The following is a 16,238-nucleotide window of genomic DNA, read 5'->3' as shown; positions in this document are numbered from 1 at the left end:
TCACACAGAAAGAGGTTTAAAAAGTCATTTTCTTAATCACTTTTCAAAGCGCACCGTATTACTACGACAGTCTAGTAACTGTTAATTACCAGCCCAAACATCATATTGCCAGATGACATTTTCGGCAATCGCCCCTTTAACATAACATCAACGTCTTGGCAGACTCAATTATGCGACTCATGTTGATTGCAACCTCTTTGATATATTAGTAAAAGCATATCACAATCAAACCCGACCGTCAATTTTTAGGACATGTTGCCATTGACGAGCTCGCTTGCGATACGTTTGTGCGGTTAATTGCCACCAAAAATAGCCAAATAATAACGCGCCAAGACCGCTAGATAATAACATGTTATTGATTTGGACCAATGAAATCATCATGAAAATCCAAAATACACCAATCAGCCAATTCATCATTATCTGTAATCGCCGTGATTGAAATAAACGTGGCACAATCAATGCTACCATCAAGAATAAGATTTGCGACCACCATACCAACAATAAATTGGGCATCATATCACGTAGCTTTAGCCCATTATCCCAAGAGATACCAACTACGATGGCAACAATCAAACACACTAACATCCCCATTGCTTGTGAAATAATGAACCACCACATCGCGATTTTGTATTGTGCCAGATAAAGAACACCAGCCATCAAAGCGATAAATGACAGTACTACCCAATAATGCGCAAACAGATGCCCTATTGTTATCAAAGCTTGCAGAGAATGTGGCAACATATTTTGAACCACTAAGGTAGCTGCATCATCCCCAAATGTCAACAAAACCGCGTTAAACCTGACGGCAAGGCAAAACACAGCAAATACTAAACCAAAAATAATAATCAACAATTTTCGTAATTTATCAGGTTGAATTAACACAAATACACTTCCGTTCACCCGCCATGACGCAGTAAACGCTCTCCCAATTTATTAAAATTCTACAAACACGTTTGCTTATCGTACACAATAATTGTAGCATTGTGTAGAATATAATTATTGAAAAAACAGTGAAGTGGTAGGAATTTAATCTTGGCTTTAACTTTGTCCATTATCATTATGCTATTGGTTGGTGTTCTTGCCGGAGTCCTTGGGGCGCTTTTGGGCCTTGGTGGTGGCATGATTGTCACGCCAATCTTAGTGATTGGTTTTAATATTCCTATTCACTACGCAATCGGTGCCAGTATTGTCGCTGTGATTGCGACTTCATCTGGTGCTTCAATCGCATATTTAAAAGACGACATGTTGAATTTGCGTGTCGCTATGTTACTCGAAATTTTTACGACAATTGGTGCGCTGGTCGGCGCAATATGTGCAGGCCTTTTCGCCCCAATTTGGTTAAATTTCCTTTTTGGCGTGCTACTAGTTTATCAATCCTACCGGATGTGGCGAAAATTGCACGTACACAACCAAGCTGATTTGGCCGCACACGATGACCCACTCGCTAACAAGTTGCAACTCAACGCCGCTTACTATGACAAAGCACTAAATCAAACCATTGATTATCGTGTGGAGAATGTTCCCGGTGGTGCTGTTGTGATGTTATGGGCTGGACTCGCGTCTGGCCTATTAGGCATTGGTTCTGGTATGTTCAAAGTGTTTGCCATGGACGGTATCATGAAAATGCCACTCAAGCCTGCCAGCGCGACCTCTAATTTAATGATGGGTGTCACGGCCGCAGCCAGCGCCCTCGTTTATTTTTTTAATGGCACTATTCGAGCCGACATCGCTGTACCAATTGCTTTAGGTATTGTTTTAGGTGCAACAATTGGTGCACGCATCATGCCGTATGTACCAGCCAAACGACTCCGACAACTATTTATCCCAGTTGTCGGTATTGCTGGTATACAACTCTTGCTCAAAGCATTTAATATTACATTATATTGAGGCCCTCACCTATGCCCACTAATCAAGCAGAAAAAGATTTAGAACGTCAAATTGGCATTGTTTTAAGAATTGGCGTTATGATTGCTGTTGTTGTGATGATTCTTGGTTTTGCTTGCTACCTCATTAATGGCGCCAAAACAGGTTTGCCCGACAACCAATTTCCGCGTCAACTAGCACAGATTGTACATGGTTCCTATCATTTTCAAGCTGGTGCTATCATGATGTTAGGACTATTTTTACTCATTCTAACGCCTGTTTTACGAATTATCGCTTCCATTTATGCCTTCACCAAAATTAAAGATTGGCGATATGCTGGCATTACCCTCGCAGTTTTCATTATTTTACTCGTTGCCATGTTCATTGGCCAACACTAATCGGAGATCATCATGGCAGAAAATCAAACAAAGTCTCGTACAGATCGTTTTAAGAAACCAACCCACAAATTGCGAAATACGATTTTAGCAATCATCGCTGTATTAGCAATCACGGCCGGTGGCTTCGCGTGGTACGCAATTAATAACGCTAAATCAACAATTGACAAGGTTTATAAGAGCACAGGCACTAAAAAGGCCCGCAATGTCTCAAGCGTTGTTTCTAGTGGTAAACCATTATCTATTCTATTGTTTGGAACTGATACAGGTGAACTTGGTCGTACTTACAAAGGACGTACCGATTCAATGATGTTATTGCTCATCAATCCCAAAACAGAAAAAACGACAATGATTTCAATTCCTCGTGACGCAATGGTTGCCATCCCCGGTTATGAAGATACTTTCCCACAAAAAATGAATGCCGCTTATGCCTATGGTTCAACATCAACGGCCATCAAAACTGTTGAAGCTTATCTTAATATTCCAGTTGATTTCTATGCGTTAGTAAATATGGCTGGTTTGGAAAAAATGGTCACCCAAGTTGGCGGTATTTCCGTAAAGTCACCACTTGATTTTACTTATAGCCAAGACACCGCTCATGATTATGGTCCCAACTTATACCGTTTCCACAAAGGTAGTACCGGTTATGAACACTCTGATGACAATGGTGTCACATGGTCTGAAACAAAGCATGTTATGACCGGTGATGCAGCACTAGCCTTCTCTCGGATGCGCTATGACGATCCTGAAGGTGATTATGGCCGTCAAAAGCGTCAACGTCTCGTTCTTGAAGGTTTGATTAAAAAATCTGCCAATGTTTCAAGCCTCTTGAACAATTCATTTATGACAACGCTTAGTAAAAATGTCCTCACTGATTTGACATTTGGTGACATGACAACAATCGCAAGTAAATATATTAAAGCCAAGAATAATATTGTGAGTGAACATATTCAAGGCGTGGGAACAAGCTATCCAGACGCTTCTGGTAATGCGATTTCTTATGAAGTCGTGACACAGAAAGAAAAGCAACGTGTAACTAACCTAGCTCGTAAAGCACTAGGGTTAAAGGCAGCAACAACTGGTCCGGCCTATGGTGGTGAAGTACCAAGCACACTACAAGCCGTGGCTGCTTCTCTCCGACCTGCAGATGATGAGTCCTCAAGTAGCACTGATAGTTCATCTGACACGTCGACAGAGAGTTCTTCTGATCAATAATTTTATCATTTTAAAACCCCTGAAAAATTAATTTCGGGGGTTTCTTTTTGATTAAAACACTTACTTTTTAAGTTGTCGCTTTGATAGAATCAGATAAACCGGCAACCCCATCGCGACCACGGCAATTGATATTACAACACCAGAAAAATCATGCAAAATTTCTGAAATTTCCACGTAAAGTGAACCTGCAATTGCTAGTATTGGGATAAACGGATATAAGGGTGCTGAAAATGCTCTATTAACGCCAGTCGGATCTTTATGTCGCAAAATGAAAACGCCGACAAATGCCAAAATATAGAACAAGAAAGTCGTGAACATGGCAATGTCAGTGAGTCGATCAGGATTAGTCAACAATAACATTAAGTCGCCCAGAACAATCATAAACCAAATCGCAGCATTAGGTGTTTTGGTCCGCATGTTAATCTTAGAAAATGTTCTTGCAAAGGGAAATAAGCCATCTCGCGCCATTGCAAATAACACACGTGGAAATGAGACAATTTTACCATTGAGTGTCCCTAGTAATGAAATTAAAACCGCCACACTCATCAAACGACCACCAACGACACCAAAGGCACTGGTTGCCATATGAATTGTTGTATTTTGACCAAGCGCAACGATTTTCGCTGCATCTAAACTTCTATATGTCCCATAACTGACACCCACGTAAGAGATAATGACAATAATCAAACCAAATACAATTGCCTTTGGTAGAACTTTTTGCGGATTTTTAATTTCACCACTAATATTTGCCAAAGTTACCCAGCCATCATAAGCAAATAGTGTTGCTAAAATAGCAACCCCAAATCCCCCACTGTTAGTGTGTGCCACCGCTGTGACTGTCTGCCCTAATGCTTCATGCTGTCCAAAAAACATACCAAAAATGATCAACGCAATAATCGGCAACATCTTAAGTGTCGTCGTCAATATCTGAAATTCAGCACTAAAACGATTAGGAATTGAGTTAATTATGCCAACAAACGCCAACGCAATAATCGCTGAGGGTATCGCCCACATTTTGGGTAATTGAAACAAGTCAACAAACAATATCCCAAAGTAAGCAGAAATAGATCCCATCATAGCCGGTCCATAAAATATGACTTGCATCCACCCTGCTAAATAGCCCCAAACTTTGCCATAAATTTTTTCAATATAAATGTATAAGCCGCCAGTTTTAGCCATTTGGGAACCAATTTCAGCAACACTCATACCGGAGGCAAGTGTCAAAATACCACCAGCCGCCCATGCAATTAATGCGGACGTCGTACTACCAGCCGACGCTAATACGCTACCTTGTTTAAAAAAAATCCCTGAACCAATGATTGTGCCAACCACTAAAGCCAGTGAGGCAGTCAGGCCGAAGCCGCGGTTGAGTTGTGCTTTATTATCCATATCGTCCCCTGATTTTGTTTCTATCTTGCCATTATATACTATTTTAATTTATCATATTTTAACAATTTGTGTCTTTTTTATGCCACTATTACTATAATCAGCACTAAAAAAGCAATCTTTTCAGATTGCTGTGATTTCTTTAGTCGAAATAATCAATGCCCATTGCATGGCGTACATCTTTCATTGTTGACTCTGCTACTTCATTAGCATGATCAGAGCCAGCCTTTAACATAGCCATCACAGATGGAATATCTTGGGCAAATGTTTCACGTCGTTGACGAATAGGTGCCATTTCAGCTTCCATCACTTCAATCAAGTGCTTTTTGATTTTCATGTCGCCAAGGCCACCAGCAGTGTATTGCTCTTTTAATGCCTGCACACGTTGCTTATCAGGATCAAAAATATCCAAGTAAGTAAAGACGACATTACCTTCAACATGACCGGGGTCATCAATGTTTATGTGCAATGGGTCAGTGTACATCGACTTGACTTTTTTAGCTAATGTGTCTGCATCATCACTAATATAAATACCGTTGTTCAGTGATTTTGACATTTTAGCATTACCATCAATGCCCGGTAGACGTCCTTGCCCCTTCGGTGGAAAGACACCGACAGGTTCAACCAATACTTCTGATTGGTAAGCATTATTGAATGAACGAACTAGCTCGCGTGTCTGTTCAATCATGGGTTCTTGATCATCACCAACCGGCACTTTTGTGGCCCTGAAAATTGCAATATCGGCCGCTTGAGACACAGGATAAGTCAAAAATCCCGCTGGAATACCCTCTCCAAAACCTTTTTGTTGAATTTCTGATTTAACAGTCGGATTGCGTTGCAGACGTGCCACACTGACCAAATTCATAAAATATTCAGTTAATTCTGGCAACCCAGTAATTTGAGATTGTACAAAAATCGTTGATTTAGTAGGATCAATACCAACTGCCAAATAATCCAATGCAACTTCTGTTAGCGAACGGCGAATTTTTTCAGGATTACGAGCGTTGTCTGTAAAAGCTTGTGTGTCAGCAATCATAATAAATGGATCAAATTCACCAGAATCTTGCATTGCCACACGATTTTTCAGTGAGCCAATATAATGCCCAATATGCAATTTGCCGGTTGGTCGATCACCCGTTAAATAAATTTCTTTTGCCATGTTTAACCTCGATTTAATTGATTAGCTTATTTCATTATACTTGAAAAAACACACCACGTGATAAGAAATATCGTCTAAGTTTGACATTAGGTTTAAAAACTTATACACTATCACTATTAAGAAAAAGAGGTACGGGAACTTGTTGAACGAATTTTAAGATGTAGTGACAAAAAACAGGCAACTGTTTTGGTGCGCTTTTCTTGAGATTGGTCTGCAATTTTCGTCAACACGTTAAATGCCCCAGTCTCGTAGTTTGATTGGAGGCATTTTTTGATGCAAGAAACACCCCGAAAAGTATTTTTAGTTGGCTTGACAACAAGTCAGGCAAATTTAACTTATGAATTAGAAGAATTAGGCAACCTAGCAAAAGCAAACAACTTAGACCCAGTTGAGACGTTCACCCAAAAACTGGAACGCCCGAATCCAGCCACTTATTTTGGTAAAGGCAAAGTTGAGGAAATTAGCGCGGCAGTAGCCACTTACGAGGTCGACATGATTGTGGCTAACGACGAGTTGACACCTTCGCAAATCCGTAATTTGGAAAAAGCAACCAACGCGACTGTGGTGGACCGCACTGGTTTGATTTTAGATATTTTTGCGCAACGTGCGCAAACTAAAGTGGCCCAATTACAGGTTCAATTGGCGCGTTTGCAATATCAGTTACCAAGATTACGTACAAGTATGTCAATCACGCTGGATCAGCAAACTGGTGCTGGTGGTGGTGGCTTTACGTCACGAGGCGCTGGAGAAACCAAACTCGAACAATCTCGTCGCCGTATTACAGCTCAAATGGTTCATATTCGTCAAGAATTAGCAGACCTTGAGAAAGGTGAGACAACACGTTCAGCACAACGCCAAAATAACGATCTACCAAGCGTAGCCTTGGTCGGCTACACTAACGCGGGTAAATCGACACTCATGAACCGGCTGTTGGCGCGTTTTGGCGTTGGTGCTAATAACGACGATAGCAAACAAGTTTTTGAAAGAGATATGCTTTTTGCCACTTTGAACACAACCGTCCGCCAACTGACATTACCAGATAAAAAACAATTTTTGCTCAGTGATACCGTTGGTTTTGTCTCTAAACTACCTCACAGCTTAGTCGCTGCTTTTAAATCGACTTTGCAAGAAGCGGCCAGCGCAGATTTACTGCTACACGTTGTTGATGTCTCTGACCCTCACTATCAAGACATGATGACAACCACTAACAAAACATTACAAGAAATTGGTGTTAGCGGTCGTCCAACTATCACAGTTTATAATAAAGCTGATCGTACTGAGCTCGTTTTTCCAGAAGTAACTGGTGAAAATGCAATTACCATTTCTGCTTTAGATATTGCTTCCCAAGATGCCTTAATTGATCTCATCAAACAACATGTGTTCAAAGATGTTGCAGTCGTCAACTTGCACATTCCTTTTGACAAAGGTAACGTTCAGGCTCAGCTCGCCGCAAAACACACATTTTTACAGGAAGATTATGATGATACTGGCACTCTGATAACAGTTGAGCTGTCAACTAATGAACGCGAGACTTTCAAAGATTATATCGTTTAAAAAAAGGGCAGCAAACCAATTATAGTTTGCTGCCCTTTTAATGTTTCTCGTTCATCGGGATGACGAGATTTGAACTCACGACCCCCACGTCCCGAACATGGTGCTCTACCAAGCTGAGCTACATCCCGTTGATACGAGAATAATTTTAACGCAATCAATGCGCCAATTCAAATTTTAATACACCAATGTTTCACCTTTTGTTGGTAGATAGACATTCAAACCTGCTTTGCGTAATGCTTCTGCCTCATACAAATACTTAATTGCCCGTGTTCGCTACAAAGAATATAGTTTTAAAATTTGGATTATCTTATGATTCTTCAAAAACAACGGCATGTCCGTGTTGAAAAACAAATTTATTATCTTGCTGAAGTGCTTTCATATTCTCCGCTGGATTTTCTTGCATGACAATGAAATCAGCAAATTTTCCAACCGAAATTGAACCATAATCCTGTTCAATAGCCATCATATTAGCCGCATTAATTGTGGCTGATTGTAAAACATTTTGGGGTGTCATTTTACCAAATTCAACCATCATATCCATCTCAACGGCACTCTCATCGCCAAAACCATTAAATGGTGTGCCAGAATCAGTTCCCATAACCATATTAACGCCCGAAGCAGCAGCTTTTGCGACACTTTTTTGATGTGCTTCCCAATGGGTTGTGGCACGCTCAATCATCCATGATGGCACCTCATTAGGTCGATCAATAATTCGCTTCATAGCAATCATAGTTGGCACTACTGATGTCCCATGCTCTTTCATCAGTTCAACTGCCTCATCATCAAGATGAAATGCGTGTTCCACCGAGTCCACACCAGCACGAACGGCAATTTTAATTCCCTCTGTACCCTGAGCATGTGCAGCTACTTTGATACCTTTTTTATGTGCTTCGATGACGCCAGCATGGACTTCGTCTTCATTTAATTGTACTTGATCTGGATTTTCAAAATCACCAGCACTAACACCACCAGTAACCATGAATTTAATGATTTGTGCACCAGATTTCATTGCTTGTCGTACAGACTTGCGGACTTCATCTGGCCCATCAACTTCGATACCACCCCCACCGCTACCATGACCTCCTGTCATGGAAAACGCAGCACCACTGGCCACCATCATAGGTCCCTCAATACTACCTTCACGTTGCAAACGCGCCATCTCAATATCTGTCATCCATGATGTACCAACATTGCGTACCACAGTTACGCCATGATGAAGCATATTTTTCATATTATGAGCAGCTGCCATAACTGCTCTAACATGTTCCTGTTCATTATTCACACCAAAATTTGGTTTACCAAATTCATTGTAGACATCAGAGTCGACATGAATATGAGCATTAATCAATCCTGGCATTAGATATTTCCCTTGAAAATCCACGCTCTTGGTCGCACTAGGTCCCGCGCCATTTCCAACTTCAACGTAGCGCCCTGTTTCATTGTTAACAATCACATACTTATTCGTTTCAAAATCACCTGTTTTATCATTGAATCCATTAAAGTTATAGTATTTAGTCGTTGTCATTTTAAATATCCTTTTCTATTTTATTTCCAGTACATATCTTGATAGGCTGGCGAGTGGAAACTATTTCCTTGAAAACCACCAACTTTATCAGTAACAGCATTTGCTGTTACTGGCTGATAAATCGGCACCATATAAGCTTTTGTCTTAGTGAAATATTTATTGGCAGTTTGTAAGGTTTGATAACGTTCTTTAGGATTATTAGCTTCTTTGGCAGCCTTGTCCAAATAGGCATCGTAATCTGTGTCATTAACTTTTGAGAAATTCAAACCATAACCAGATTTTCCAATAGCTAATGGATAGGCAGCATCTGGTACACTAACACTTAAACCAACATTCGCCATGTCAAAATCTTGCTTCAATACTTCTGAAACTAGTTGTGCGTGAGGTTCATACTTTGTATTGATGGTTATCCCTTTAAACTCGTGCTCAGCTGCATATTGAATATATGCACCAACCTTCTTGCTAGTGGAATCATCATCGAACGTCATGTTAAACGTCTCACTTGTTTTTCCAACCTCTTTTAAATAAGCTTTCCACTCCTCTTTTGCCTTTTCTTTGTTAACTTTGAATTGTGTTCCTGCATCTGTCGTAAAGTCAGTTCCCGTTGTTGGATTTGACATCACGCCTTTTGGTACAGCGTTCGATTGTGGCATCGAACCGTCATTCATGATATTAGAGGTAATCGTATTTCGATCAATTAAATAACCAAAAGCCTGACGTAAATGTAAATTATTTGTCTTATTGCTTGTTTCATTAAAATAAATGCCACGCACAACCGCCTGTGGTGTTGCATGATAATACTTTGTATTCTTATACGTTTTAATATAGTCATCAGATATTTGTGCAATGTCTAAATGTTTGTTCTTAAATTCATTAGCTGCGGTCATCGGTGTTTTAATCACACGTACTTTAACTTTTTCAATTTTAACTTGTTGCGCATCCCAATATTTGGCATTTTTAGTAAATGTAAAACTTGAATTAGTCCCTGTCCAGCCTGTCATCTGATAGGCACCATTCGTCACCATATATTTTGAGGATGTCCCATACTTGGTCCCCCATTTTTTATAGTCTTTGGTGTTTACCGGAATAATTGAAGTAGCTAACTTATCAAAAGCTGGTGTAGCTTGTGTCAAAGTAATCCGCAATGTGTGAGCATCAAGTGCTACGGCACCAATTTTGTTGGGAGATATTTTACCATCATGAACATCGTCATAATTTTTAATGATTGATATCGCGTCAGCTGAATTTTGCGATTTTGTTTTAGGATCAGCAATCGCTTGGATTGCAGTAACAAAGTCTTGTGCTGTCACTTTATCGCCATTTGACCACTTTGCATTGTCACGAATCTTAAAAGTATATACTGTACCATTTTGCGTGGGTTTTACTACTTTGACAGCATTACCTGTGACAACGCGATTTCCTTTATAACGATACAAGCCTTCATAAACTTGAGTTTGTGCTTGGGCAGAATAAATATCTGTGAGCATAATGGGGCTCATTGTGATAACGTCATCTTTCATCATCGTCTGCAATGTTTGACTTTTACTATTTTTGTTGTGTTGACCGGGAAAATACATAAACCCAGCTACCACAGCAACCCCAAGCACACCTACAATAACACCTGTTCTCTTCTTCATTGAATTCTATCTCCATTTTAGAATATAAAAAAGCCAATCTATTGTTGGCTCTAATAGTTTGATTGACAGTTTGTCAAAATCATTAGAATACCTGCAACTAGATTGACTTAGCAAAACACTAATAATCAATATGAGAATCAAATCCAGTCGCTTTTTTTATAGCGACTGAAAATAATCAACCGCCTCATTAAATAATAATAATGAGAGAGTTGAGAATAAGAACTGACTTATTTTCGGAGTTTTTTACTACATTTTTTTGCATAATCTGATGCTCCTTCTTATAAACATGTTTTTAATATTAACATTTAATTAGAATAACGTCAATATAATTTCATTAAAAATATATTTAATCCGATTAGATGTCCAGATAGAAGTATACCCTATTAAACAAAAAAAGCTTTGAATAATTACTCATTCAAAGCTTTCATAAATTATGCCGACCGCCGGGCTCAAACCGGCGACCCCCTCATTACTAGTGAGGTGCTCTATCAACTGAGCTAGGTCGGCAGATCAAAGTACTCAAGTATTATATCAAATAATACCAGATACCTCAATATAATAATATGGCGGCGACCATATTATACGGGTGACAGGAATCGAACCTGCACGGATTTCTCCACTGGAACCTAAATCCAGCGCGTCTGCCAGTTCCGCCACACCCGCATATCTAACACAACCCTTTAATTTTACTGGAAAAATGATTATACGTCAAGCGTTTATTTACCTTTGATCACAAATAAGCGTAACATAGAAGTAGCGAGGAGAAACAACAAATGACAAAAAGAAACGTTACAACAGTAATCGAAGCAAAGCACAACATTGAATTATTATACTTATCGCTACAATCTAAGCTTATTGTCCCAGGTATTCGCGATATCACTGATATTCTATTACAAGTTAACAAACAAATAGACACCAGTAAAAACCCAGAGGCTTTAATAAACAGAATGGTTAATTATATCCGTATCACGGCCTCGTCTGAAAAACTTCATTTTTCAAAAGCTGATGAAAAACTGATTATTGATTTAGGCGTGATCGGACAACAAGCTGGTCTGAATGGCCAATATATGGCCGATTTTTCTGATAAATCACAATTTTATAGTTACGCTGACACATATAGATAGATTGTAATTAGTTAGCCACTTTCATCATCAAAAAAGAATCGATACACTATTTTCTGTATCGATCCTTTTAATGTTCATAGTCCTATTTTAGTCACAATCATTAGGCTTTTTGTTTTAAATCACGTTCTCTTACTAACAAATCAAGTAAAATCCCATTTTGCACCAACGCTTGCCACATCCCCGGTGTGTATTTTTCACCGCGAATAATCGCTGATACAATTGCTCTTATTAAGCTATAATCCTGAGACGTATTCGCTAATTGGGCTACATCTGCCTCTGCCAAACCTTCATGAAATTGATGTTGGCGCAACGTGCGATCAAAATTTCTATCATATTCATCCGACTTAAAATAACTTTGCGCAAACGTCAAAATATCAGCCGTATAAGACGGGTATGTCGTCTCATGCCATGGAATTGCTTGCCCTTTTGCCTGCCGTAAAATACTAATATTTTTGTCAAAATCAAATGCTTGCATTGCGATACCTCTTTCTATGGTATGATTATATCACTTATTTTTAGTAAGTTCACGCATTTGTGTGCCAAATTTGATGACAGTTCTGAGCACAGCATAGACTGGCACCACCAAAATCATGCCAACGATACCTTTCAAGTTACCCGCTACCATCAGTAAAATCATGATTGTCAGCGGATGAATCTGTAATGATTTACCAATCACATTTGGATAAATAAAGTTGCCATCCAATTGCTGAACAACTGTCATGACCACTAATACCAAAATCATTTGCTTCCAAGATTGCGTTCCTGCCACTATTAAGGAAGGAATGACACCAATCCAGGGACCTACATAAGGAACAATATTAGTAATGCCGGCGATGACCCCTAAAAGCCAAGCATAAGGTTGACCGATGATTAGGTAGCCAATCGCCATTGCCACCCCGACAAACAGCATCTCGATTGCTTGACCAGAAATATACTTTTCAATCGTGTGGTCCATCTTATTTGTCAAATCTGCGACATTATCAGCAAAACGATCGGGAAAAAGACGTTGTAAAGCTGGTAGGAGACGATTACCGTCACTTAACATATAGAATAAAACAACCGGTATTGTCACTAAATTAATGGTCACTGACGTGATTGTTGAAATCACATTGCCTAGCGTCCCCGCCGTAATAGTCAAAAACGAAGCTGCATACTTTCCAACAGCGCTTTTCACCTCATCAACATCAATCGACAAATGCAAACTGTTAAACCATTTACTTTGCAACGTATCATTAACATAAGATTGGACCGTCTTAGCAAATCCCGGCAAAGCATTGATCAAATTGGTCATTTCACGAACCAAGGTTGGCACCAGCAATATTAAAGCCCCACCAATCACAGTCAAAAACAGCACAAATGTTATGATCACTGCCAGTTGATGTGGCATTTTATGATTTTTAATGGTGATTTTTTCAAGTAAGGTCAAGATTGGTTTCAAGACATAATACAAAAAGCCGGCCACAATTAACGGAACGAATACCGTTGAAATGAAAACTGATATCGGCTGCATCAAAAAATCAAACCGTGACACAATCCAAATTAGTGCCGACAGTGCTAATAATTCTATTGTCCAAAAAAACAAATTTTTATATTTCAGATTCGGAAACATTTAATTTCTCCAGCAATTTATATTGTAATTTTGGCAGACTTAATGCTGCCAATTCTTCTTGATTAAAGTATTTTTGCCGTGAATCCGGCGTAATCGGTGTCGATTTGACCAACCAAATTTCCCAACGGCGATGTGTGAAAATATGAACCACGGGCTTAATATTGAGCATGTTGCCTTGAATATCTTCCACACTATTAATTGGTGTTAGTGGGAACGTCCAAAAATTAGCTAACAATCCTGTTTCTGGCCTTTGTTCTAAAAGTAGAGCGCCATTTTTCTCATAAACATGAGCGACAAACAGTTGCTTGACTGGTTTTGGTTTGGGTGTTTTAACCGGATAATGACTTTCAACACCATCACGATAGGCCGCATTAAAAGATTGGACTGGTGAATGTTGCGTGTCAGCGTTTTTAGCGGACATATAGCTAGCACCTAAGTCCATAATTGCCTGATTAAAGTCCCCCGGTCGTTTAGGATCAACAATTGGCAAAATGGCATCATAAAATATTTGCCGTGACTTAGGCTGTGCAATGTCTGCATCAATCTTTAATAAACGACTAAACACACGATATTGATTACCATCAACCGCTGGTACCACTTCGCCAAAACTGATTGAAGCAATCGCAGCAGCCGTGTATGGCCCAACGCCCGGCAAAGTCTGCAACTCTTTACTTGTCGTCGGCCACTCACCATCATATTCACGAACAACATACTGCGCTGCTTTTTGTAAATTGCGCGCCCGCGAATAATAACCAAGTCCTTCCCATAATTTTAACACAACTTCCTCAGGTGCCTGTGCTAAAGCGCTCACTGTTGGTAACTGCTGCATAAATCGTTCAAAATAAGGGATTACCGTGGCAACTTGTGTTTGCTGTAACATTATTTCTGAAACCATTACGCGGTAAGGATCGTGATTTTGCCGCCAAGGTAAGGTTTTACGCCCCTCGTCATCATACCAACGAAGTAGTGTTTCTCGAAAAGATTCAATTGTTTGTTGAGACCATTTTTCCATAATATCTATTGTAGCACTTGTAATTGATATTTTTTTACAGTATAATAGTTATTTGTATGGAAAACATTGGATAAAAAAAGGAGCACTATCATGGCATTAAAGAAGCCTCTTAACTCATTCGCCCGTGCCCGCAAAGTTAGTCACAGCGCTGCGAAGAAGCAACGTCAAGCTGCTATTGCAAAGTTGCAACAATGGGCCAAAGGTAAGTCAGAAGAATTACCTTCGACAAAGTAAGTTTGACTTAAAAAACAAAACCAGTATACGTACTGGTTTTTTGTTTGTTTTTTTAACAGCAACACTTTGATAACTAAAATTTCAAAAAGAAAGGACGTTATTACTTGAATATATCTCAAAAAAATCGCACAATTTTAATCATTTTAGTGATTGGTACTTTCCTTGGCTTCTTAAATCAAACACTGATGAACGTTGCCCTACCTGATATTATGCGTGAATTTCACATTTCAACCGCATTAGGACAGTGGCTAACCAATGGTTATATGTTAGTCAATGGCATTATGGTACCTTTAACTGCCTTCCTCATTCAACGCCTAACAACACGTGCGCTTTATCTGACAGCGGTTGGTCTATTTGCGATTGGAACGATTACAGCTGGCTTTGCGCCTAACTTTGAAATTTTGATCACGGGTCGTATGATTCAAGCAATGGGCGCCGGTGTTTTTGGACCATTAATGAATGTCGTTGTGATGAATTTATTTGCCCCTGATCGTCGTGGATCGGCAATGGGAACGATTGGGTTGGCGCTAAACTTTGCGCCAGCCTTAGGACCGAGCTTGTCTGGATTTATCGTAACTAATCTGAATTGGCGTTTTCTATTTTATATTGTTGCACCCCTCATTATTGCTAATTTTATTCTGGCATATTTTCTCTTAAACAACATTGGCACACCAAAACGATTAAAGTTCGATATGCTCGGTGTTATTCTATCAAGTATTGGTTTAGGATCGTTACTTTATGGCTTTTCAAATGCAGGCGGTACCCCGTGGCATGACTTTACTGTTTGGGGGTTTGTGGTAATTGGCTTGGTTGTCACAACATTATTCATCCTTCATCAATTGCATACGTCAACGCCATTGCTTAACATGAGCGTTTTTTCTCATCGAGAGTTCAATGTTGCTGTTTTGATTAATATTGTTTTGATGATGGCTATGTACGGTGGTGCGTTAATGTTACCACTTTATATGCAAAATGTCCGTGGTGCTTCTGCCTTTATTTCTGGTTTGGTTTTATTCCCCGGGGCATTGGTTACAGCCTTTTTGTCACCATGGAGTGGCCGCTTATATGATCGCTATGGTGCCAAATATCTCACCCTTACCGGTATCTTAATTACCGCTGTGGGTACTTTTATTCTTGCCTCATTAACGTTGACAACGCCACTTTGGTTCGCTGTCATTGGACAATTTGTACGGCAGCTGGGGCTAGTCTTGGTTCTGATGCCGATCCAAACTGAAGCATTTAATGCACTACCTCTTAACATCATCCCTGATGGTTCGGCCATGTTTACAACGATTCGTCAGTTGGCTGCTTCGTTTGGTACGGCAGCCTTGGTAACAATTATGACAAAAAGCGCCACTAATTATCAGCTGCACCACCAACAAGCTAGTAGTTTACTTGTCAATTTGCATGGCGTCCACATCACTTTTTTAACTGCTGCGTTGTTAATGCTTGTTGCAGCAGCAATGACTGGTTTACTTAAACCCAAACCAATTATCACCAAAAAGTAGCAAGTGCTTCGACTATT

Annotated in this window: 15 protein-coding genes, 3 tRNA genes and 1 riboswitch; of the genes, 7 read left to right on the top strand and 11 right to left on the bottom strand. The window is 39.7% G+C overall.

Features of this window, described 5'->3' with window-relative positions; all coding sequences use genetic code 11:
• Nucleotides 1-38: 38 nt before the first annotated feature.
• Nucleotides 39-206: riboswitch (Lysine riboswitch) on the bottom strand.
• Between the two features lie 19 nt (nt 207-225).
• Complete coding sequence (locus ACI3ES_RS00950; RefSeq protein WP_114667378.1) at nt 226-882, bottom strand: phospholipid phosphatase; 657 nt, start codon at nt 880-882, stop codon at nt 226-228.
• Between the two features lie 150 nt (nt 883-1,032).
• On the opposite strand from ACI3ES_RS00950, the gene ACI3ES_RS00945 reads away from it, so the two are divergent.
• From ACI3ES_RS00945 to ACI3ES_RS00935, 3 genes are read left to right on the top strand one after another with little or no spacing between them, the layout of a single operon-like run.
• Nucleotides 1,033-1,887: a sulfite exporter TauE/SafE family protein gene (locus ACI3ES_RS00945; RefSeq protein ID WP_114667379.1), complete on the top strand. Its 855-nt coding sequence runs from the start codon at nt 1,033-1,035 to the stop codon at nt 1,885-1,887.
• 11 nt (nt 1,888-1,898) lie between these two features.
• Entirely contained in the window at nt 1,899-2,261 is a 363-nt protein-coding gene (locus ACI3ES_RS00940; RefSeq protein WP_114667380.1) for a DUF1634 domain-containing protein, read from the top strand.
• A gap of 12 nt (nt 2,262-2,273) precedes the next feature.
• Nucleotides 2,274-3,473 (top strand): LCP family protein, encoded by a 1,200-nt coding sequence (locus ACI3ES_RS00935; RefSeq protein ID WP_114667381.1) that lies wholly within the window; start codon nt 2,274-2,276, stop codon nt 3,471-3,473.
• Between the two features lie 60 nt (nt 3,474-3,533).
• Here the strand turns inward: ACI3ES_RS00935 and ACI3ES_RS00930 are convergent, their stop codons facing one another.
• Both ACI3ES_RS00930 and trpS read right to left on the bottom strand, forming a co-directional pair.
• The gene (locus tag ACI3ES_RS00930) at nt 3,534-4,862 is read right to left on the bottom strand and encodes an amino acid permease (RefSeq protein WP_317211732.1); all 1,329 of its coding nucleotides are present in this window, start codon (nt 4,860-4,862) and stop codon (nt 3,534-3,536) included.
• Between the two features lie 139 nt (nt 4,863-5,001).
• Entirely contained in the window at nt 5,002-6,018 is a 1,017-nt protein-coding gene (gene trpS / locus ACI3ES_RS00925) for a tryptophan--tRNA ligase (RefSeq protein ID WP_114667383.1), read from the bottom strand.
• Between the two features lie 273 nt (nt 6,019-6,291).
• On the opposite strand from trpS, the gene hflX reads away from it, so the two are divergent.
• Complete coding sequence (hflX, locus tag ACI3ES_RS00920; protein ID WP_114667384.1) at nt 6,292-7,572, top strand: GTPase HflX; 1,281 nt, start codon at nt 6,292-6,294, stop codon at nt 7,570-7,572.
• 54 nt (nt 7,573-7,626) lie between these two features.
• On the opposite strand, the gene ACI3ES_RS00915 is transcribed toward hflX, so the two are convergent.
• From ACI3ES_RS00915 to ACI3ES_RS00895, 5 genes are all read right to left on the bottom strand, one after another.
• Nucleotides 7,627-7,700 (bottom strand) — tRNA-Pro (locus ACI3ES_RS00915).
• Between the two features lie 179 nt (nt 7,701-7,879).
• Nucleotides 7,880-9,097, bottom strand: a complete 1,218-nt coding sequence (locus ACI3ES_RS00910; protein WP_114667385.1) for an amidohydrolase family protein — start codon at nt 9,095-9,097, stop codon at nt 7,880-7,882.
• 20 nt (nt 9,098-9,117) lie between these two features.
• Entirely contained in the window at nt 9,118-10,734 is a 1,617-nt protein-coding gene (locus ACI3ES_RS00905; RefSeq protein ID WP_142511731.1) for a peptide ABC transporter substrate-binding protein, read from the bottom strand.
• 434 nt (nt 10,735-11,168) lie between these two features.
• Nucleotides 11,169-11,241 (bottom strand) — tRNA-Thr (locus tag ACI3ES_RS00900).
• A gap of 74 nt (nt 11,242-11,315) precedes the next feature.
• Nucleotides 11,316-11,397 (bottom strand) — tRNA-Leu (locus ACI3ES_RS00895).
• 110 nt (nt 11,398-11,507) lie between these two features.
• Between ACI3ES_RS00895 and ACI3ES_RS00890 the strand changes: the two genes are divergently transcribed.
• Nucleotides 11,508-11,858, top strand: coding sequence for a bacteriocin immunity protein (locus tag ACI3ES_RS00890; RefSeq protein WP_114667388.1), 351 nt, complete (start codon nt 11,508-11,510; stop codon nt 11,856-11,858).
• Nucleotides 11,859-11,958: 100 nt separating this feature from the next.
• Here the strand turns inward: ACI3ES_RS00890 and ACI3ES_RS00885 are convergent, their stop codons facing one another.
• From ACI3ES_RS00885 to mutY, 3 genes are read right to left on the bottom strand one after another with little or no spacing between them, the layout of a single operon-like run.
• Entirely contained in the window at nt 11,959-12,333 is a 375-nt protein-coding gene (locus ACI3ES_RS00885) for a DUF6508 domain-containing protein (protein ID WP_004913942.1), read from the bottom strand.
• 30 nt (nt 12,334-12,363) lie between these two features.
• Nucleotides 12,364-13,467, bottom strand: coding sequence for an AI-2E family transporter (locus tag ACI3ES_RS00880; RefSeq protein WP_004913941.1), 1,104 nt, complete (start codon nt 13,465-13,467; stop codon nt 12,364-12,366).
• Nucleotides 13,445-14,479, bottom strand: coding sequence for an A/G-specific adenine glycosylase (gene mutY, locus ACI3ES_RS00875; RefSeq protein ID WP_114667389.1), 1,035 nt, complete (start codon nt 14,477-14,479; stop codon nt 13,445-13,447). Before mutY ends, ACI3ES_RS00880 begins: the two co-directional genes overlap by 23 nt.
• Before the next feature lie 90 nt (nt 14,480-14,569).
• Here mutY and ACI3ES_RS00870 point away from each other — a divergent pair, with 90 nt between their 5' ends.
• Both ACI3ES_RS00870 and ACI3ES_RS00865 read left to right on the top strand, forming a co-directional pair.
• Nucleotides 14,570-14,713, top strand: a complete 144-nt coding sequence (locus ACI3ES_RS00870) for a hypothetical protein (RefSeq protein WP_181809862.1) — start codon at nt 14,570-14,572, stop codon at nt 14,711-14,713.
• 104 nt (nt 14,714-14,817) lie between these two features.
• Entirely contained in the window at nt 14,818-16,221 is a 1,404-nt protein-coding gene (locus ACI3ES_RS00865) for a DHA2 family efflux MFS transporter permease subunit (RefSeq protein WP_114667390.1), read from the top strand.
• Nucleotides 16,222-16,238 lie beyond the last annotated feature (17 nt).

It is taken from the genome of Leuconostoc falkenbergense, assembly GCF_045801155.1.
Taxonomy (GTDB): domain Bacteria; phylum Bacillota; class Bacilli; order Lactobacillales; family Lactobacillaceae; genus Leuconostoc; species Leuconostoc falkenbergense.
This window is presented reverse-complemented; position numbering and strand designations above follow the sequence as displayed.

Coding starts and splice junctions, on each gene's coding strand:
- ACI3ES_RS00940 (WP_114667380.1), top strand. CDS start 1,899: ATGCCCACTAATCAAGCAGAAAAAGATTTAGAACGTCAAATTGGCATT.
- ACI3ES_RS00935 (WP_114667381.1), top strand. CDS start 2,274: ATGGCAGAAAATCAAACAAAGTCTCGTACAGATCGTTTTAAGAAACCA.
- ACI3ES_RS00930 (WP_317211732.1), bottom strand. CDS start 4,862: ATGGATAATAAAGCACAACTCAACCGCGGCTTCGGCCTGACTGCCTCA.
- trpS (WP_114667383.1), bottom strand. CDS start 6,018: ATGGCAAAAGAAATTTATTTAACGGGTGATCGACCAACCGGCAAATTG.
- hflX (WP_114667384.1), top strand. CDS start 6,292: ATGCAAGAAACACCCCGAAAAGTATTTTTAGTTGGCTTGACAACAAGT.
- ACI3ES_RS00910 (WP_114667385.1), bottom strand. CDS start 9,097: ATGACAACGACTAAATACTATAACTTTAATGGATTCAATGATAAAACA.
- ACI3ES_RS00905 (WP_142511731.1), bottom strand. CDS start 10,734: ATGAAGAAGAGAACAGGTGTTATTGTAGGTGTGCTTGGGGTTGCTGTG.
- ACI3ES_RS00890 (WP_114667388.1), top strand. CDS start 11,508: ATGACAAAAAGAAACGTTACAACAGTAATCGAAGCAAAGCACAACATT.
- ACI3ES_RS00885 (WP_004913942.1), bottom strand. CDS start 12,333: ATGCAAGCATTTGATTTTGACAAAAATATTAGTATTTTACGGCAGGCA.
- ACI3ES_RS00880 (WP_004913941.1), bottom strand. CDS start 13,467: ATGTTTCCGAATCTGAAATATAAAAATTTGTTTTTTTGGACAATAGAA.
- mutY (WP_114667389.1), bottom strand. CDS start 14,479: ATGGAAAAATGGTCTCAACAAACAATTGAATCTTTTCGAGAAACACTA.
- ACI3ES_RS00870 (WP_181809862.1), top strand. CDS start 14,570: ATGGCATTAAAGAAGCCTCTTAACTCATTCGCCCGTGCCCGCAAAGTT.